General features: G+C 49.0%; 21 protein-coding genes and 1 tRNA gene. 7 read left to right on the top strand and 15 right to left on the bottom strand.

The genetic code is table 11. The features are described 5' to 3' along the window. Window positions 1-184: 184 nt before the first annotated feature. The gene (gene mdoC, locus HV352_RS14690) at window positions 185-1,345 is read left to right on the top strand and encodes a glucans biosynthesis protein MdoC (protein WP_104651944.1); all 1,161 of its coding nucleotides are present in this window, start codon (window positions 185-187) and stop codon (window positions 1,343-1,345) included. Window positions 1,346-1,369: 24 nt separating this feature from the next. Here mdoC and HV352_RS14695 read toward each other — a convergent pair whose 3' ends face one another. The 6 genes from HV352_RS14695 to csgB all read right to left on the bottom strand — a co-directional run bounded on the left by HV352_RS14695 (window position 1,370) and on the right by csgB (window position 5,247). Beyond that, window positions 1,370-2,809, bottom strand: a complete 1,440-nt coding sequence (locus HV352_RS14695; protein ID WP_152903216.1) for a phospholipase D family protein — start codon at window positions 2,807-2,809, stop codon at window positions 1,370-1,372. Then, window positions 2,793-3,335 carry an O-acetyl-ADP-ribose deacetylase gene (gene ymdB / locus HV352_RS14700; protein ID WP_181634835.1) on the bottom strand — a complete coding sequence of 181 codons (543 nt, stop codon included), beginning with the start codon at window positions 3,333-3,335 and terminating at the stop codon, window positions 2,793-2,795. The genes HV352_RS14695 and ymdB overlap by 17 nt, the downstream gene beginning before the upstream one ends. Window positions 3,336-3,435: 100 nt before the next feature. Continuing rightward, window positions 3,436-3,756 carry a type 1 fimbrial protein gene (locus HV352_RS14705; protein ID WP_047359345.1) on the bottom strand — a complete coding sequence of 107 codons (321 nt, stop codon included), beginning with the start codon at window positions 3,754-3,756 and terminating at the stop codon, window positions 3,436-3,438. A 151-nt stretch (window positions 3,757-3,907) separates the two neighbouring features. After that, the gene (csgC, locus tag HV352_RS14710) at window positions 3,908-4,240 is read right to left on the bottom strand and encodes a curli assembly chaperone CsgC (RefSeq protein ID WP_016152602.1); all 333 of its coding nucleotides are present in this window, start codon (window positions 4,238-4,240) and stop codon (window positions 3,908-3,910) included. 61 nt (window positions 4,241-4,301) lie between these two features. Next, window positions 4,302-4,751 (bottom strand): curli major subunit CsgA, encoded by a 450-nt coding sequence (csgA, locus tag HV352_RS14715; RefSeq protein WP_016156176.1) that lies wholly within the window; start codon window positions 4,749-4,751, stop codon window positions 4,302-4,304. A 40-nt stretch (window positions 4,752-4,791) separates the two neighbouring features. Continuing rightward, window positions 4,792-5,247, bottom strand: coding sequence for a curli minor subunit CsgB (gene csgB / locus HV352_RS14720; RefSeq protein WP_019076446.1), 456 nt, complete (start codon window positions 5,245-5,247; stop codon window positions 4,792-4,794). Window positions 5,248-6,005: 758 nt separating this feature from the next. On the opposite strand from csgB, the gene csgD reads away from it, so the two are divergent. The 4 genes from csgD to csgG are packed head-to-tail and all read left to right on the top strand — an operon-like array spanning window position 6,006 to window position 8,351. Then, window positions 6,006-6,656 carry a biofilm master transcriptional regulator CsgD gene (csgD, locus tag HV352_RS14725; RefSeq protein WP_003036091.1) on the top strand — a complete coding sequence of 217 codons (651 nt, stop codon included), beginning with the start codon at window positions 6,006-6,008 and terminating at the stop codon, window positions 6,654-6,656. Window positions 6,657-6,660: 4 nt separating this feature from the next. Further along, a complete protein-coding gene (gene csgE / locus HV352_RS14730; RefSeq protein ID WP_016152600.1) occupies window positions 6,661-7,053 on the top strand; it encodes a curli production assembly/transport protein CsgE in 393 nt (130 codons plus the stop codon). Between the two features lie 25 nt (window positions 7,054-7,078). Further along, window positions 7,079-7,492 (top strand): curli production assembly/transport protein CsgF, encoded by a 414-nt coding sequence (gene csgF / locus HV352_RS14735; RefSeq protein WP_016152599.1) that lies wholly within the window; start codon window positions 7,079-7,081, stop codon window positions 7,490-7,492. Window positions 7,493-7,517: 25 nt separating this feature from the next. Further along, window positions 7,518-8,351: a curli production assembly/transport protein CsgG gene (gene csgG, locus HV352_RS14740; RefSeq protein ID WP_016152598.1), complete on the top strand. Its 834-nt coding sequence runs from the start codon at window positions 7,518-7,520 to the stop codon at window positions 8,349-8,351. Window positions 8,352-8,397: 46 nt separating this feature from the next. Here the strand turns inward: csgG and HV352_RS14745 are convergent, their stop codons facing one another. The 4 genes from HV352_RS14745 to ghrA form a co-directional block, all read right to left on the bottom strand. Beyond that, window positions 8,398-8,880, bottom strand: coding sequence for a DUF1097 domain-containing protein (locus tag HV352_RS14745; RefSeq protein WP_016156175.1), 483 nt, complete (start codon window positions 8,878-8,880; stop codon window positions 8,398-8,400). A gap of 101 nt (window positions 8,881-8,981) precedes the next feature. Then, window positions 8,982-9,536: a molecular chaperone gene (locus HV352_RS14750; protein WP_016152596.1), complete on the bottom strand. Its 555-nt coding sequence runs from the start codon at window positions 9,534-9,536 to the stop codon at window positions 8,982-8,984. Window positions 9,537-9,559: 23 nt separating this feature from the next. Then, window positions 9,560-10,297: a phosphatase gene (locus HV352_RS14755; RefSeq protein WP_016156173.1), complete on the bottom strand. Its 738-nt coding sequence runs from the start codon at window positions 10,295-10,297 to the stop codon at window positions 9,560-9,562. A gap of 86 nt (window positions 10,298-10,383) precedes the next feature. Next, on the bottom strand, window positions 10,384-11,322 hold the full coding sequence (ghrA, locus tag HV352_RS14760; RefSeq protein ID WP_047415303.1) for a glyoxylate/hydroxypyruvate reductase GhrA: 939 nt from the start codon (window positions 11,320-11,322) through the stop codon (window positions 10,384-10,386). 235 nt (window positions 11,323-11,557) lie between these two features. Here ghrA and HV352_RS14765 point away from each other — a divergent pair. Together HV352_RS14765 and HV352_RS14770 are read left to right on the top strand one after the other, a co-directional pair. Continuing rightward, a tRNA-Ser gene (locus HV352_RS14765) sits at window positions 11,558-11,645 on the top strand. A gap of 187 nt (window positions 11,646-11,832) precedes the next feature. Next, window positions 11,833-12,201 carry a hypothetical protein gene (locus tag HV352_RS14770; RefSeq protein WP_103283703.1) on the top strand — a complete coding sequence of 123 codons (369 nt, stop codon included), beginning with the start codon at window positions 11,833-11,835 and terminating at the stop codon, window positions 12,199-12,201. Window positions 12,202-12,258: 57 nt separating this feature from the next. Here HV352_RS14770 and phoH read toward each other — a convergent pair whose 3' ends face one another. From phoH to putP, 5 genes are all read right to left on the bottom strand, one after another. Then, window positions 12,259-13,047: a phosphate starvation-inducible protein PhoH gene (gene phoH / locus HV352_RS14775; RefSeq protein WP_016152592.1), complete on the bottom strand. Its 789-nt coding sequence runs from the start codon at window positions 13,045-13,047 to the stop codon at window positions 12,259-12,261. Window positions 13,048-13,568: 521 nt separating this feature from the next. Further along, window positions 13,569-14,852, bottom strand: coding sequence for an iron uptake transporter deferrochelatase/peroxidase subunit (gene efeB, locus HV352_RS14780; protein ID WP_047414232.1), 1,284 nt, complete (start codon window positions 14,850-14,852; stop codon window positions 13,569-13,571). Between the two features lie 5 nt (window positions 14,853-14,857). Further along, window positions 14,858-15,985 carry an iron uptake system protein EfeO gene (efeO, locus tag HV352_RS14785; RefSeq protein ID WP_047414229.1) on the bottom strand — a complete coding sequence of 376 codons (1,128 nt, stop codon included), beginning with the start codon at window positions 15,983-15,985 and terminating at the stop codon, window positions 14,858-14,860. Window positions 15,986-16,043: 58 nt separating this feature from the next. Beyond that, entirely contained in the window at window positions 16,044-16,877 is an 834-nt protein-coding gene (gene efeU / locus HV352_RS14790; protein WP_019076441.1) for an iron uptake transporter permease EfeU, read from the bottom strand. 214 nt (window positions 16,878-17,091) lie between these two features. Next, window positions 17,092-18,600, bottom strand: coding sequence for a sodium/proline symporter PutP (gene putP / locus HV352_RS14795; RefSeq protein WP_016152586.1), 1,509 nt, complete (start codon window positions 18,598-18,600; stop codon window positions 17,092-17,094). Window positions 18,601-18,966: the final 366 nt, after the last annotated feature.

Here is an 18,966-nt window from a genome sequence, read left to right on the forward strand (position 1 = left end):
CCGACAACTGAATCCCTGTATTGTTCGCGCGCTGGCTCATGGTTTAATCAGGTTCAACTACCTGTTTTCACTTTGCGTGCTTATCCTGGAGACAGGTTGTTGGACTTCGTGTAGGGTTGCCCTCGAATGTAACCATTATTCGTCTTAGGGATAAGACGAAAAGTCTGAGAATACATAACTGTCTATGAGCTCTGTATCACCACCACGCGAATATTTTCTTGACTCCATCCGTGCCTGGCTAATGTTGTTAGGGATCCCATTCCATATTTCATTGATTTACTCGACCCACACCTGGCACGTGAACAGTGCTGAACCGTCGTGGTGGTTGACCCTGTTTAACGACTTTATCCATGCTTTTCGCATGCAAGTCTTCTTTGTCATTTCGGGTTATTTTTCCTACATGCTATTTTTGCGCTATCCGCTAAAGCGCTGGTGGAAGGTGCGTGTAGAACGCGTGGGGATCCCGATGCTGACCGCGATTCCATTACTTACGCTGCCGCAATTTATCATGCTGCAATACGTAAAGGGAAAAGCAGACAGTTGGCATACTCTCAGCGGCTACGATAAATACAATGCGCTGGCCTGGGAGCTGATTTCCCATCTGTGGTTTTTACTGGTTCTGGTCGTATTAACGACCGTGAGCATGTGGGTGTTCACCCAGATGAAAAACAGACTGACGCGTAGTGACGCCGCCAGCGCCCCGGCGGTGTCGATGACTAAATTATCGCTGATCTTCATCTTGTTAGGTGTCGGTTACGCTGCCGTCAGAAGGACAATTTTCATCCTCTACCCTTCGATTCTCAGCGATGGCATGTTCAATTTTATCGTTATGCAAACGCTGTTCTATGCGCCTTTCTTTATGCTCGGCGCACTGGCGTTTATCAACCCGAATCTGAAGGCGCTGTTTACCACGCCGTCACGCGGTTGCACGCTCGGTGCTGCATTCGCATTTGTGGCATACCTGCTCAATCAGCGTTACGGTAACGGCGATGCCTGGATGTATGAAACCGAATATGTCATTACCATGGTCATGGGACTGTGGATGGTGAACGTCGTCTTTTCGTTGGGTCACCGTTTGCTTAATTTCCAGTCTGCCCGCGTGACCTATTTTGTCAACGCGTCGCTGTTTATCTATCTGGTGCACCACCCGTTAACGCTGTTTTTTGGCGCTTACATCACACCGCATATCACGTCGAATCTGCTGGGTTTTCTCTGCGGTCTGCTGTTTGTGGTTGGGATTGCGGTAATACTGTACGAAATCCATTTACGCATACCGGTGCTGAAGTTTCTCTTTTCGGGTAAACCGCCCGTTAAGCAGGATAAAAACAAGGCCGTAGCCGGCTAGTTTTTCCCTCAATCATTGTGTGGTTCAAAGCAGCCATTCAATGGGTAACACGGACGCCAGCTTTACCAGAACCCGCTTCCAGAATCCTGTGGCGGGTTCTTTTTTCAGGACCTGTTCACTGCCAGAAAGTCGGTCGACCCAATTAATTCTCCCCCAACGGTCAAGGCGTAGCTGCCAGGCCATATCACGCTGGCTTTGCATAAACCGTTTATGAATCAATTCGGCCAGCACTTCACTCTCAATCACAAATCCCATTTCCGTATTGAGCAGCGTCGAACGAGGATCAAAATTAAGCGAGCCGATAAACACTTTGCGATCATCAATACTGAACGTTTTCGCATGCAGGCTGGACCCTGAATTACCGGTTAATCCACGATCGTGAACGACCGAGACGCGATCGCGGGTCGGTTTAAGTTCGTATAATTCTACACCGTAGCGCAGCAGTTTTTTTCGCCAGCGCGCATAGCCCGCATGGACGATCGCCACATCATTCGCCGCCAGTGAATTGGTTAAAATGGCAATCTTGACGCCTTTTCTTACCAGTCTCAGGAGCTGCGCCACACCGGCACGCGTCGGCACAAAGTAGGCAGAAATAATATCAATACGTTCGGTCGGCGAGCCCATTACGTCAAACAAACGCTGCGGTAATAGCGAGTGGCGCGGCGCTTTCCCTTCTCCTTTTGCAGGATCATCGCTCAGCAAACGCGTTTTGGCCCAAATCAGCGGCAGCGATCTTTGATCGAGACTGGACATAAACTGGCTGGTTTCCAGCTTATGCAGATAGCGGCGGGTAATATCATCGTTATACCAGGATTCGGGTAGCTCAATACGCTGCACAGAATCTGGCTCAGACATCTCAAGCACATTTTGTAACGTTGAAACCGAGCGACAGTGCCAGTAACGCTCAAAATCATCTGCCACATCTTTGACAACCGGCCCGATAGCCATGACGTCCAGGTCGGAAAATAGCGGTTGCTCACCCGCGCCAAAATAGGCATCGCCAATATTACGCCCACCAACGAGAGTCACCACGCCGTCAGCGGTATAACTTTTATTGTGCATGCGCCGATTAAGCCGGGCAAAATCGGTTAAATAGCCCAGCGCGCGCAGGATGCGAAAGGAAAACGGATTGAAGAGGCGAACTTCTATATTGGGGTGCTTATCCAGCAGACGCAGCGTGTCGTCCAAACCCGGCGTGTTGTTATCATCCAGCAGCAAACGCACCCGTACGCCTCGCTTCGCTGCGGCCAGCAGAACGGAAAATAACAATAGCCCGGACATGTCGTTTTCCCAGATGTAATACTGCACATCCAGGGTACGTTCCGCCATTTCCGTTAACCGATAGCGAGCAGCAAACGCATCCAGGCTGTCATCCAACGCAAGAATGCCGCATTCTCCCGGGTGGTCTTCGCAAAGGGGCGTGATGGCACGCTCAAGTCGCGTCATATCAGTCCGTGTGATCATCACCTTGTTGTGTTAGCAATCTCTTATAAAGTTGAGCGTTTTCGTCATCAAAGCACACGAAGTATATCTGATCAGGAAGTGCGCGGCGGGTAATAAATTTCAGCACCGTTTTCACCGCTATTTCTGCCGCTGCGGCGCGTGGATAGCCATAAGCCCCGGTGCTAATCGCCGGAAAAGCAATGGAGTGATAACCATTGGCCAGGGCCAGTTGCAGGGTGTTTAAGTAAGCTTCTTCGAGGCGTTCGGCCTCATGATGACCTCCCCCTTGCCAGACGGGTCCTACGGTATGAATGACCGCTTTTGCCGCAAGCGCCCCCGCCAGAGTGATCACCGCATGCCCTGTCGGGCATTCTCCTTGTTGCTGGATAACCTGTTTGCAGGCCTCCAGCAATGCTGCTCCGGCAGCGCGATGGATTGCGCCATCGACGCCACCGCCTCCCAGTAGCGATGAATTCGCCGCATTGACAATCACATCAACAGCGACAGTCGTAATATCGCCATGTAACACATGAACACGTGATTGCATAAGTTCCCCCTGACAAAACACCATTCGTTAAGTGTACAGCAGGGTTTTCCCTTAAATCTCTCTTTTTAACCGTAAGTGTGCATATCTACGCCACAGCGAGTCATTTATATTCAATATTAAGAATCGCCATGTTTTTCTGTTCATTGAGGTAGTGCATTTTGACTGTGGCAATTTCCTGCACATTCTGAGGGGCTGTCGCGAGCTGTTGCGGGTTGTAAAGACTATTCTGGTTGGTGCCGTTGCGGATACATGACAATTCAATTTGCTGCTGCTGTCTGTTAACGTCGCAAGGTGATTCAACTATCGCTCCGCGAAAATGAATAACCCCGCCGGTTGTGATTTGCTGCGCAATTGCAGGGAGGGTTAAAAGAGAAAAAGCACATAAACTGGTACTTAAAACACGCTTTAATAATGTACACATAAGGGTTCCTCAATGATTAGCCATCTTTGAGGGATCGAAATGATCCTTCACCGCTACGATTAACGATCAAATACAAACGCTCACACGCTTCTATATTCATAGAACAGCAGCGCATTCCCAGCCACACCCTTAATGCAAATACAGCAAAAAATTATGGGTGACTGTTTGAGTCAGGCCATTGTTGCGACAGATGCAGAGACTGCCCATCTGAAACGGTAACGATAATTTTGACCGAATCCTCAGATGAAATATTAAAGCTCAGTTTGGTTAATTCAATCGGTCGATTAGCAGGGACCGAAAGGCTTATTTTCTGCTGCGACTGGCTTTGTCCCCCCTGCCCTTTACGTATGGCAAGGACTTGTACCTCACATACGCACGGTTGGGTTAACGTCACCTGAGGAATAATGGTGTACATATCACCTTGCTGAGTTGTATTGAATGTTATTTGATTTGCCAGCGCGGCAATGAGTAATAGCGTATGCATCATATTCTCCCGAAAAAAAAACAGGGCTCACGCCCTGTTTATTATCAGTCAGAAAACTGAATTAGTGTTGGTTAGCTGTAGCGTTGTTGCCAAAGCCAACTTGCTGAATCAGCACATTGGAGTCAGAAGCGGTCTGATTAACCAACGCACCGTTACGGCCACCGAACTGGGTTACACTAATATCAGCATTTTTAGCATTCCACTGATCGATAGTGGCATTGTTCTGGAAGCCAGTCTGTTTCAGGCTAATGGTACTGTCATCAGCGCCCTGACCAACTACAGCCCCGTTACCACGCCCCTGTTGTGTGATAGTGACATCTGATTTACGCGCATCACTTTGCAGAGCATTCGCAGCGTTGTTTGACCCATATTGGTAGATACTCAGTGAAGAGTCCGGGCCATAGTTACTACCGCCACCATGATGATTGCCGCCCCATTGCGGAACAACACCAGCCAGAGCACTGCCAGAAACTACGATTGCTGCGAATGCTGCCACTTTTAAAAGTTTCATGGTAAACCCCCATCGGATTGATTTAATCGTCGTTAATGGATTAGCGTTGAGTAACGCGAATTGCCATTTGCGACTGTCTCTGCACCACAACTGCTGTTTTTTGTGTACCGTACTGAGTAATATTGGCTTTATTACCAGAACCTTTCTGGATAATTACCGCCGTATTACCGTATGAACCTTGTTTAATACTCGCGTCATTGGAACTACCCGTTTGATCAATATATGCAAAGTTATATGACCCCGTCTGGTCTGTTTTCGCTCGGTTACCAGAACCTTCTTGCGAAATAACCGACAATAACTTCGAGCCCCCCTGTCGAGTATTTGCACTGTTCGCAGTGCCAACCTGACCAATAATGGCTGCCTGATTAAATGAAGACTTACTTAATTCATTTACCGCAAAGTTATATTCTGAGTTAGCTAAATCATAACTTGTAGCGGATGCAATCCCAGGCACACCCAGCATTGTAAACATCATAAATAACAACTTGTTTTTCATGTTGTCACCCTGGACCTGGTCGTACATAAGGTTAAATTATTTACCACTCAAATTATTGTTAACGTGACTTACATTTGTTAACGCCACGTTACGATGAAGAGTATGTCCGTTGAAACATTTTAAATAACTCACCCACCAGTTGTATTTTTATATCCAGATTCACCCCAAAGTACTAATTAACCGCAATTAACACCGTTATAGCTCTGGATTTTATTTCTTTTGTAACCCGATGAGTGAATTTCTATGCAGTAACAAAAAAACGCGTTTCCCGCGTTTTCTGGGCCTTGCAGACGGTAGTGGGATTGTCCTCGGTACAAGTCGTGACAAGTGTCATTTTTTCTATCTAAAATTGTTCAACTTAAAGTGAGACAAAAAAATCAAAATTCATTAGAAATCTAAAACCATCTAATTATAATTTTATTTCTTAAAATTCAATAAGATATTATAATTTGTATGATTTTTTAAATCTATGCAATAACGCTAAAATGTACAACTTTACTATCAAATCTAAACTCCACAAAAACGCAAAAATCACATTTTAATATATAAATTTACATTATGTAACATGTTTAACACTTGCTTTAAGATTTGTAATAGCTAGATTGAAATCAGTTGAAGTCCATTTGTTTTAATATTTTCACCCCGTTGGGTCGAAGTTTTATTTCTACACAGCAGTGCAACATCTGTCAGTACTTCTGGTGCCTCTATTTTAGTAGAGGCAACTGTCAGGTGTGCGACTAAAAAAGTGGAGTTTCATCATGTTTAATGAAGTCCATAGTATTCATGGTCATACATTATTGTTGATCACTAAACCATCCCTGCAGGCAACTGCGTTATTACAGCATTTAAAGCAATCGCTGGCGTTAACCGGAAAACTACATAATATTCAACGTTCTCTGGATGATATATCCTCCAGTTGCATTGTTTTACTGGATATGATGGAGGCAGATAAAAAACTGATCCATTACTGGCAAGATAATTTGAGCAGAAAAAACAACAATATAAAAACTTTATTGTTGAATACCCCAGATGATTATCCTTACCGGGATATTGAAAACTGGCCGCATATCAATGGCGTATTTTACGCAACTGAAGATGAGCAGCGTGTAGTCAGCGGTTTGCAGGGTGTGTTGCGGGGCGAATGCTACTTTTCGCAAAAGCTTGCCAGCTACCTGATCACGCATTCCGGGAACTACCGCTATAACAGCACGGAGTCGGCATTACTTACGCACCGTGAAAAAGAGATCCTTAATAAACTGCGTATCGGCGCCTCAAATATTGAAATCGCGCGTTCACTATTTATTAGTGAAAATACGGTGAAAACACATCTTTATAATCTTTTCAAAAAGATAGCTGTCAAAAATCGTACGCAGGCGGTCTCGTGGGCCAATGATAACCTCAGGCGATAAAGCCATGAAACGCTATTTGACCTGGATTGTGGCAGCAAATTTGTTCCTTGCTGCCGGGAATCTACACGCGGCTGTAGAGGTGGAGGTTCCCGGACTGTTAACTGACCACACTGTCTCTTCCATTGGCCATGATTTTTACCGGGCCTTTAGTGACAAGTGGGAAAGTAAGTACACAGGAAACTTAACCATTAATGAAAGACCCAGTGCACGTTGGGGAAGTTGGATCACCATAACGGTCAATCAGGACGTTATCTTCCAGACTTTTTTATTCCCGACGAAAAGAGACTTCGACAAAATTGTGGTCTTTGCATTGGCAGAAACTGAGGAAGCATTAAATCGTCGGCAAATAGATCAAACACTATTAAGCACGAGCGATTTAGCGCGCGATGAATTCTAAAACATGATTTTGTCCGGAGGCTTTCATGCGTGTCAAACATGCAGTGGTTTTGCTCATGCTGATTTCACCATTAAGTTGGGCCGGAAATATGACGTTCCAGTTCCGCAACCCTAACTTTGGTGGTAACCCAAATAACGGCTCTTTTTTACTGAACAGCGCACAGGCGCAAAACTCGTATAAAGATCCGAGTGCCGGCGACTACGGCATTGAAACCCCAACAGCGCTGGATAACTTTACCCAGGCGATCCAGTCACAAATACTCGGTGGCTTACTTACCAATATCAATACCGGTAAGCCGGGAAGGATGGTAACCAGCGATTTTATCGTTGATATCGCCAACCGGGATGGACAACTGCAACTGAATGTCACGGACAGGAAAACGGGGAGAACGTCGACTATTGAAGTGTCGGGTTTACAAAATCAGTCGACCGATTTCTAAATTATAGCCACGAAAGGAAAAAATCATGCAGCGCTTACTTATCATGGTGGCAGTAATTTTACTCAGCGGATGTTTAACAGCCCCGCCGCAAGAAGCCGCTAAGCCGACATTAATGCCCCGAGCCCAAAGCTATAAAGACTTGACGCACCTGCCCATGCCTACAGGTAAGATTTTTGTCTCGGTATACAATATTCAGGATGAGACTGGCCAGTTTAAACCTTATCCGGCAAGTAACTTCTCAACCGCCGTCCCGCAAAGCGCCACGGCGATGCTTGTCACCGCATTGAAGGATTCTCGTTGGTTCGTTCCGCTGGAACGTCAGGGATTGCAGAACTTGCTTAACGAACGAAAAATCATTCGTGCGGCTCAGGAAAACGGCACAGTTGCCATTAATAACCGGATCCCTCTGCAGTCTCTGACCGCGGCAAACATCATGGTAGAAGGGTCAATTATTGGTTATGAAAGCAACGTTAAATCGGGTGGCGTTGGTGCGCGCTATTTCGGTATTGGCGCCGATACGCAGTACCAGCTCGACCAGATAGCGGTCAACCTGCGTGTGGTTAACGTTAGTACCGGTGAAATCCTCTCATCGGTGAATACCAGCAAAACTATCTTGTCTTATGAAGTGCAGGCTGGGGTATTCCGCTTCATTGACTACCAGCGACTGTTGGAAGGTGAAATTGGCTACACCTCTAACGAACCGGTTATGCTTTGTCTGATGTCAGCAATTGAAACCGGTGTTATCTTCCTGATTAATGATGGGATTGATCGCGGATTGTGGGATTTGCAGGATAAGAAACAAGTTGATAATGACATCCTGGTTAAATACCGCCATTTGTCGGTACCTCCGGAATCCTGAGTGGTCGATACAGCATAAAAAGCGTGAGGAAAACCCTCACGCTTTTTTATTTACTGGTCAGCGTCGACGATAGCCGATTCTCACGACGAGATGCCAGCCACAATCCGCTGTTTTTCATCGCATAGCCGAATACCAGCCCCAGCGCCAGAGAAGGCACGACCAACTGCCAGTCACCCTGCCCTGCAAACGTTGCGCATGCGCCAATAAAGGTACCCGGCACAAATGAAAGCAACCATTGCTTTGCCTGAATACACATTAGAAACGCGACAATTCCCGTCATGACATAACCAATAATGTCCATATGCGGGGCAAGCGCGCTACCGTTAATAATCACCAACGCCCACACCACACCGCTTAGCAGCGTACACGCCGAGATCCACAGCCCTTTCAGCCCACCCTGCGGACAGGCAAAATAGGCCGTGCAGCCCAGAAAGCCAGCCCAACTGAGTAAACCAAGAGATACGGCCACCCATCCCCAAATCCCAGAGAGAATGCCCGTTGTGATTGCAATTGAGAGAAGTATGTTCATGCCGCGTATCTTAGCAGAAAAACGGCATGGGAATGAGATCGTGCACACAATTCATGCAATGATGTAAATTGAGTTGCAGTTTAATGAGATCTAAATCACATTTACTCTTCAGTATCTTCCTGCAATTCGTCCCACATCGCGCCAATGGCATCACGCGTTAACGGTGCCATGGTACGCCAGAACTGTGTGTTTGCATGCGCTTCAACTTTGCCAAGGAACGTGCCGCACCAGGGCAACAGGTATTCCACAAACAAGGTTTCGAGTGCTTCACTTTCATCTTCCGCAGACTGGTCTTCAAGCCATGAAGCCGCCAGCAACAGCGTGCCAATATGATCTGCAGGCGTATCTGCCAGCGGCATTCCGCGGGCAGAAAGAAAAGCACGAACATCGGATTCTTTCGCCCCTTCTACCCAGGCGCTACGGTAAGGCGGCACCGCACACTCGTCGCCGACAAACAGCGCGTTGTAATCCGCAGCCAGCTGAGGCATATCGCAGCTTTTCTGCAGACGAGTGAGCAGTTCGTCCTGTTCCAGCGGCCAGTTGGCGGACAGTTTACCTTCACTAATCAGGGTAAACAGAGGAACCAGTAAAGGGTCCTGTGGTTGGCGGTAAAACAGCGAGCCCAGTACACGACACAGGATAGAAAACTCGTTCATTGATATATTCCAGTTAGTAACAATTACAGTTCAGCAAATTCCGCGATCGGCTCCATGCCTCGCGATTCCAGAAACGCCAGCAGGCGTTTAGGGGTGACGTTTAAAATTCTGTCTTCCGGGAAATTTACATCATCCAGAATTTTACGGCATTCACCAAATTCACCCAGTGTGAAAGCGGTATGTGAATCCGATCCTAACGCCACCCAGCCTCCGGCATCACGCACTGCCGCAGCGACCGCGCGACAATTGTCCTCACTCCCCTTACGCGAATGCAAAAACGAGGAGTTATTGATTTCCAGCGCGACCTGGTATTTTGCCGCCGCCTGCGCAATCGCTGTGATATCAACGGGATATTTAGGATTCCCCGGATGGCTGATGATGTGCACGTGACCACTGGCCATCGTGGCTATCATTGCCTGGGTATTGGTGTCTTTATCGTGAGGTGCAAAAACCGGCTCATGGAAGCCCGCAATGATGAGATCCAGGGAGGTAAACATCGGACCTGAACAGTCGATTTCGCCTTCAATATTCTTAATATTCGCCTCGATACCGCGCAGGATCCCTACGCCATCAACGATACGAGGCCAAATGCGCATATTAATAAAGTGCCAGTGATGAGGCGCATCCGCCATGTCCGGTCCATGATCGGTTATGGCAAACAGCTTGATGCCTTTGCGATGGGCTTCAGCGATGTAATCACTTAAGGTGCTGTAGGCGTGGGTACTGGCGACGGTATGCATATGCAGGTCAACGGGATACATAACTCTCTCCTGTAGTCATTTTCCGTCAAGGATAGCAGGTATCGTCGCCATTTATTAGCTGAAACCCGGCACTTGCCGGGTTACCATCAATATCCCCGAACGCGATCGACCTGACCCGTTACGGATTTCCCACTTTCCAGGCCCAAAATCGTACGGGAGATGTAGTCCACCGCCTCTGCCGGGCGTGTTACCGCGGCGATATGCGGCGTCATTGCCACACGCGGATGTTTCCATAGCGGGCTGGTTTCCGGCAGCGGTTCACGGCTATAGACATCCAGCATGGCACCTTTCACTTTGCCGCTGTCCAGCGATGCCAGAAGATCGTCTTCATTGAGATGAACGCCGCGCGCCAGGTTCAGCACGTAAGCGCCATCCTGCAATTGGCTGAGTAAATCAGCGTTAATAATGCCTACGGTTTCTGCCGTATTAGGCAGGAGGTTGATCAGCACGCGAGTTTGACTCAAAAACGCGCTCAGTTCCTCGGTACCGGCGAAGCTTTCCACACCAGACCAGGATTTACGCGTACGACTCCAGCAACGTAGCGAGAACCCCCATGCTTGCAGACTTTCTGCAACTTTTGCGCCTAAAACACCAGCGCCCATGATCCCGACGCTAAACTCATCGCGAGTATATTCTGGCAACGGTTGCCATTTCGCCTGGTTTTTTAATGCCTGGTAGTCATCAAAGCGACGGAACCAGTGCAATACCTGACTAACCGCATATTCCTGCATTTGCAGGCCCATCCCCGTATCTTCCAGACGGAAAAGCGGGATCGACGCATCCAACATTTCTGGATGAGCGTTCAGTTTACTGAGAATAGAATCGACGCCCGCACCCAGCGCAAATACGGCTTTTAATTTTCGTCCGGCGAGCATTTCAACCGGAGGATGCCAGACCAGCGCGTAGTCAGCATGCGCATTATCACCTGCCTTCCACTCACGGACCCGCGCGCCAGGTATGGCCTTTGTCAGCGCATTAAGCCACCAGGTCGTATCGAATGTTGGGTGATAGAAAATTATATCCATAACGTCTCCTGAACATTGTTATGCGGAACGTACTCGCACTTATAATCATCATTTTTCGAGGGAACATCAGAGTAGCAAATTTTAGGGTGCTGGCAAAAAAAACAATTCCCGCTTATTTAAGCTGCATATTGATTGAAGTTTGTGTAAATGCACGTTTTTTTCAAAAAGTTGATTGACGCCGGAGCGGTATTTCCCTAAATTAGCGCCCGTTCCGGTAGCACAGGAACAACAATATGGTGAGGTGTCCGAGTGGCTGAAGGAGCACGCCTGGAAAGTGTGTATACGGCAACGTATCGGGGGTTCGAATCCCCCCCTCACCGCCATATTCGAGAAAGAGCTCGTACGCAAGTACGGGCTTTTTTTTCGCATGTGAGCCGTCCTGAATAGCGTTAACCTGTAGGTCTGATAAGCATCGCGCTATCAAGCATCATCCCCCGCCCCGTTGCACATTATCTAAACCACTCTTATGCTGTAACTACCGCTTTCTCAAGCAATCAGGAAAATAACGGCATGTTAAACCTAGAAGGAACTTTGCTTGATGAGATCATGTCGCAGGCAGACGAAGCAGGATTTATTCCGTTGAAGGTTTTCTCGCGAAAAATCCTCAAACGTACACCGAATGAAATAAATACGTTTTTCGATCCTGACAGCCGATTCTACGAAGAGTATCAGCGAACGGTTATTTGCAACGTCAGGCATAACGTCACCATTAAAAAAACCTACACCAGCAATGGGATCTTACGAAAAGAAACTACGGAAGGTGGGATTTATAAGGATGACCTACTGACCTTTCTGGCACAAGCGCTAAAGAAAATAGACGAAAATAACCAACTGTTTGACCAGGCCTGCGCCAACTACTGGAGCAGCAAAAGAAAGTAATCTGCTGATGTCAAATAACAAAGCCCGGTTTCCCGGGCCTTGAAGACGGAGTACTTATCAGTTGTATGCATTGAGCGTCCGCTGACAGAGTGCCGAACGGACGCAATCGTCTTTATTGAAACGAACAATCCCAACCATATCATCTTCTTCGAAACGGGCCAGCGCATCGCTTAGCCCTGAGCGAACGTGGGCGGGTAGATCGCACTGGGTCACATCCCCGTTCACAATCACCGTCACATTCTCCCCGAGGCGAGTCAAAAACATCTTCATCTGTGCTGCAGTAACATTCTGAGCCTCGTCAAGAATGACCACTGCATTTTCAAATGTGCGTCCACGCATATAGGCGAATGGCGCGATTTCCACCTTACCAATCTCAGGCCGCAGGCAATATTGCATGAAGGAGGCCCCCAGACGTTTCACCAGCACGTCATACACTGGACGAAAATAAGGCGCAAACTTCTCGGAAACATCTCCAGGTAAGAAGCCGAGGTCTTCATCAGCTTGCAGAACTGGACGGGTTACAATGATCCTGTCCACGTCTTTGTGGATCAGGGCCTCTGCTGCTTTTGCCGCGCTGATCCAGGTTTTACCACACCCGGCTTCACCGGTAGCGAAGATCAGCTGTTTACTCTCGATAGCATTCAGGTACTGGGCCTGAGCTTCATTCCGCGCCGTGATTGGCGTGGCGTCGCGACTATCACGCGCCATACCAATCGCTTCTACGCCGCCCATCTGCACAAGCGAGGTGACCGATTCATCTTCACGTTGTTTATGGCTACGCGAATCCCGCCTCAGCACACGTTTTGCTTCACGACGAGCTTTGATCACTGCTTTTTGTCTTCCCATGGATAGCACCTTGAGTTGTAGGTATACATCACACGCGCCGTTGGCGGCACGATTATGCGCACGAACATCTGAGGGTTGGCTTCCTTGTAAGCCATTGCTTGCTTTCGGATAAGACGCCACACACGGCTACGCGCACCGTACAAGGTGTCAGTTACGAAGATAAGAAGTGAAAGGGAGAGAGATTTGGCGGTGACGAGGTGGCTACCGGAAGAGAAACGTCCGCGTAACGTACTGCAGCTACTGTGAAAAATGTGTCCAATACAGGACTTTTCCATCGCGATCTCCATAGTGAACGACTATCACCGCCGGGAACTACCGCTGTTTCTTATAATTACATCATAATCTTTCGTTAATGCAACAATATTTTTACTTGCTGTTAACTTAAATTCTATCTAATCACCAGAGACAGTCTCTTGCAGAGAGATGACAGAATTATTTCAGTCTCGTGCCGATCATAAAAAATAATTTGTTCATTCATACAGATGTCAGGAAAAGCCCCGCTGTACAACGGGGCGCGATCATCAGGCTTCGAGTAGAGACTGTCCCAGATATTGATCTGCGGTTTTGACACCCGGCAAAGCAAAGAAGTAGCCCCCACCAATTGGTTTGACATACTCTTCCAGCGCTTCACCGTTGAGGCGTTTCTGCACAGCCAAAAAGCCTTTTTCCAGATCGTGTTGATAGCAGACAAACAACAGTCCCATATCCAGTTGACCGGATGGGGTCACACCGAGCGAATAGCTGTAGCCACGGCGCATCATCAGGCTGGACTCGGTCTCTTTCGTGCGCGGATTCGCCAGGCGGATATGACTGTCGAGCGCAATCACCTCACCTTCGGGATCGCTGGCATAGTCAGGCACATCGTGCTCGTGCTGCATACCCAGCGGCGCGCCGGTGTGTTTATCTCGACCAAATATCGTTTGCTGCTCTTTCAGCGGCGTACGATCCCAGAACTCGACGCGAAACTGAATGAGCCTGACGGCCTGATAGCTACCACCTTGCGCCCAGACAGGTTCGCCCTGCCCGTCCGTAACCCACACCACGTCTTGCATCAACTTCGCATCCGTCGCGTCCGGATTCGCGGTGCCGTCCTTAAAGCCAAGCAAGTTGACTGGGGTCTCTTTGCCTTTGCTGCGCGCGGCATGGTCGGAAATAAACCCTTCACGTTTCCAGCGCACGCTAAGGAGATCGGGCGTATGTTTAATGATATCGCGCAGCGCATGGATAACGGTATCCTGCGTGTTGGCACAAATCTGCAGCAGCAAATCACCATGGCACAGCGCCGCATCCAGCGAATCATTCGGGAAGCGGGTCATTTTTTGCAGCTTTTTCGGCATCTGCGATTTCAGGCCATAACGTTCATCAAATAGCGAGGCGCCGACTGACAACGTCATCGTCAGGTTGTCTGGCGCAATGTATGCGCCGAGGATACCGGAATCCATAGGGGGTAAACGCGGGTTCGGCGTATCCGGCGCCGGCCCGCCCGTGGTCAGAAACGCAAATCGGGTGGTCAGCAAGCGGAACAAGCGTTCCAGATCAGCCTTATCGCTGGCGAGAACATCGAACGCCACCAGCATCATCGATGCCTGCTGCGGCGTCAGGATCCCTGCCTGATGCTGACCATAAAACGGCTGCACTTCACTACGCGCATCGGGGGACAGCGTTCCCGGCGCGCTTTGTGGTTTTTGCGCGTGGGCAACCGGACATCCACCCGCCAGCGCCAGCGCCCCACCCAGGGCGCCCATCCCTTTCAGTAAACGTCGGCGTGAAGGTTCGCTCACACCGTTTTCATTATCTTGCTGCATTTTGCTTAATCCAGACCCAGAACACCGCGTAATTGCGACAAGTCTTCCGCCAGCGTCGTGATTGGCCCTTTCAGCGCATTGCGATCGGCGTCGGTCAGTTTGTCATAGGTTTCAAAACCGTCTTTGGTACGGTACTTGCTCAGAATGGTATCGACTTTTTTGAAGTTCGCATCCACCTTCGCCAACAGCTCAGCATTGGATTTTTGTAACTGAGGGCGCAGGAGATCGACGATTTTCTGCGCGCCATCGATATTGGCCTGGAAATCCCACAGATCGGTATGGCTGTAGCGATCCTCTTCTCCGCTGATTTTGCTGGCAGCGACTTCTTCAATCAGTCCTGCTGCCCCGCCAACCACTTTTGACGGTGGGAAGGCCAGTTCGCTAATACGCGTTTGCAGGTCAAGAACATCGCTGTTTAATTGGTCGGCATACTTGTCCATGCCTTTGGTGGTGTTGTCGCCGAACAACGCTTTCTCCAAGCGGTGGAAGCCGGTGAAATTAGGATCGGCGGCTTTTTGCTCATAATCATCTTCACGCGCATCGATGCTACCGTCGAGATCGGAGAACAGTTCAGCAATCGGTTCAATACGCTCATAATGCTGACGGGTTGGCGCATACAGCGATTTCGCTTTTTCCAGATCGCCAGCTTTAATCGCATCGGTGAATGCTTTGGTGCCCGCAACCAGTTGTGCAGTTTCGGCTGTCACATAGGCTTTGTATTCAGTAATCGCGCCACTTAGGCTCAGCAGAGCGTCGCCCTGCGCGGCATCCGCCGTTGCGCTACCTTTCACAATTAGTTTGCCTTTCGGGTTGGTCAACAGACCGCAGGTCATATCATATTCACCTGGCTGCAGGTTAGCTGTCATTTTCTGGCTAAAGCCCGGCGCAATGTTTTCACGTTCTTCAACCACCATAACCCCTTTAAGGATCTCCCACTCCAGCGCTTTCTGGCTGTGGTTCTGGATGATGAACTGCGTTTTCCCAGCGTTAACCGTGATCGTCATCGGCTCACACTGTTTGTCGTTAACCGTGACTTTCACCTGCGGGATATCGGCGGCTTGTGCAGAAAAAGCGGAGGCAAACAGCGCGGCAATACCCAACTGCAGCGCACTACGGCGAAAATTAAACGTCATAACCTATCCCTATAAATAAGTATGTTGTAACTAAGGAGTATTCTGCATCGCGTTTTTATCAGGGTGCGGTACGCGATGCCGTAGTGCCTGAACGCGGCGGCAGTGCAAACATAATCAATGCCGGAATCAGGTAGATAAACCAAATGGCGACTTCACTGACGCTCGGCGCTTCCTGATAGCCGAAAATACCTTCCATCAATGTGCCAAACAGCGAATGCGTCGAAAGCACACTGCTCATGTCAAACGCCACATCCTGAAAATGATTCCATAACCCGGCTTCGTGGAACGCGCGGATGGCCCCAGCGGCAAGACCCGCGGCCACCAGCAAAATGAACAGGCTGGTCCATTTGAAGAATGCCCCGAGGTTGAGGCGAATGCCGCCGAGGTAAATCAAGTAACCCAGTACCACCGCGGTGGCCAGCCCCAGCATCGCACCTAACGGTGGCCAAATGCCTACATCCTGCTGGAATGCCGCCAGCAGGAAGAACACCGATTCCAGGCCTTCACGGGCAACGGCAAAAAAGACCATCATCACCAGCGCCCAGCCGTGATGATTGCCGCGTTGCAGCGCGTTATCGACAGCCTGTTCAAGCTGGACTTTGACGTTGCGCGAAACTTTACGCATCCAGAACACCATCCAGGTGAGGATCACCACGGCAATGACCGCCACGATGCCTTCAAACAGCTCCTGTTCCTTTTGCGGAAATTCACCGGTGGTTTCATTGATGAAAACGCCTAACGCCAGGCATAACGCCGCCGCCAGCAGAACACCAATCCACATCACACCAATCCATCGACCACGCTGAGTCCGTTTCAGGTAGCTGGCAATCAGGCTGACTATCAGCGCGGCCTCTAACCCTTCGCGCAACATAATAAGAAATGGAACAAACATGCGAAGAACCCTTAAACGTTATTCTCAGTCAATTGATGAAAAGAAAAGTAAATTACAGTGATATTGATTATCATTACAGCAAAGAAAAACTCAAGCAGAATGTTTTGAGAATGATGACTTAATGTAAACAGTTAGGCGGGTAACGATTAGGGCGGTTTTGCAGCGGGGACAAATAAAAAAGCCCGCACGCGGCGGGCTTAAGGAGCGAGGCGGATTACTCTGCCTGTAAACGCGATGGCGGAGCTGTGTGATAATGCGCATCAGCCTCGGCAAAACGTTGCTGCATAGCGGCTGAAGGCGCTTTACCTAACAGGCTGAAGACCACAATACCGATGCTGCCGAAAATAAAGCCCGGGATGATTTCATACAGACCCAACCAGGCAAACTGCTTCCAGACGATTACCGTCACCGCACCGATAAGCATCCCGGCCAGCGCGCCGTTACGCGTCATACGCGACCACATTACGGAGAACAGAACCACCGGACCAAACGCCGCGCCAAAGCCGGCCCAGGCGTAGCTTACCAGACCAAGCACACGGTTCTCCGGGTTCGCCGCCAGCGCGATAGACACCAGCGCTACAACCAGCACCATGATGCGACCAATCCATACCAGCTCTTTCTGGCTGGCATTTTTACGCAGGAACGCTTTATACAAGTCTTCGGTAATTGCGCTGGAGCACACCAGCAGTTGGCAGCTCAGAGTCGACATCACCGCAGCAAGGATCGCAGACAGCAGAATACCGGCAATCCACGGGTTGAACAGGATTTGCGCCAGTTCAATAAACACGCGTTCGGCGTTCTGGTTAACGGCACCGGCAAGCTGTGGGTTGTTGTTAAAGTAAGCGATACCAAAGAAGCCAACGGCAACTGCACCTGCCAGACACAGGATCATCCAGGTCATACTGATGCGGCGAGCATGAACAATGCTATGGTGAGAATCAGCCGCCATAAAGCGCGCCAGAATATGCGGCTGCCCGAAGTAGCCCAGACCCCAGCCCATCAGGGAAATAATGGCAACAAAATTCAGCCCTTTGAACATGTCCACGTTCTCAATGCTCTTTTGTTTAATCACTTCCAGCGAATCGTCAAACCCACCCACGCCAATGACTACCATCACCGGCGTCAGGATCAGGGCGAAGATCATCAGGCTGGCCTGGACGGTATCGGTCCAGCTTACCGCCAGGAAACCACCGATAAAGGTATAAATAATCGTCGCGGCCGCCCCTGCCCACAGCGCTGTTTCGTAACTCATGCCAAAGGTGCTTTCAAACAGACGCGCCCCTGCCACAATACCGGAAGCACAGTAGATGGTGAAAAACAGCAGAATAACCAGCGCGGAGATAATACGCAGAATACGGCTTTTATCTTCAAAGCGACCGGTAAAGTAATCCGGTAACGTCAGCGCATTGTTATTGTATTCGGTATGCACGCGTAAACGTCCGGCCACCAGTTTCCAGTTGATCCACGCACCCAAAATAAGGCCAATAGCGATCCAGCTTTCTGAAATCCCCGACAGGAAAATCGCGCCAGGCAGGCCCATCAGCAACCAGCCGCTCATGTCAGATGCCCCGGCGGATAACGCGGTCACGAATGGACCCAGACTGCGTCCACCCAGAATGTAATCGTCAAAGTTTTTGGTTGAACGCCATGCAATAAACCCTATCAATATCATGCCGAAAATATAGACACAGAATGTCACTAACATCGGTGTGCTAATAGCCATCAAAACTCTCCAAAATTATGTATCAGCAATGCCGTGGCTTGCCGTTTTATTACCCTGCCGGAACGTGGCAAAGATATCTATGTTTACCAGGGCGACCGTATCCTGCCGGAAGCGATGGTCATTCACAATCGATTTAACACACCATTTACATCAAATTTAATCCAGAGTAGATAGCATTTTTCTGTAGGTTGCACTCTCTCACACTTTTTTCGGTTGCACCTTTTAAAAGTGTTAACTACCGCAGAGAAAAAGATTCGGCAACTTTTATAGCCCCCGTCAAAACACTCACATTTATTAACATTTCATTCATTTCCAAGCTTGCAAACCAAGTCACATTTAACACGGTTGCACAAAGTTGCAACATAG

It is taken from the genome of Citrobacter sp. RHBSTW-01044 (assembly GCF_013781945.1).
Classification (GTDB): domain Bacteria; phylum Pseudomonadota; class Gammaproteobacteria; order Enterobacterales; family Enterobacteriaceae; genus Citrobacter; species Citrobacter braakii.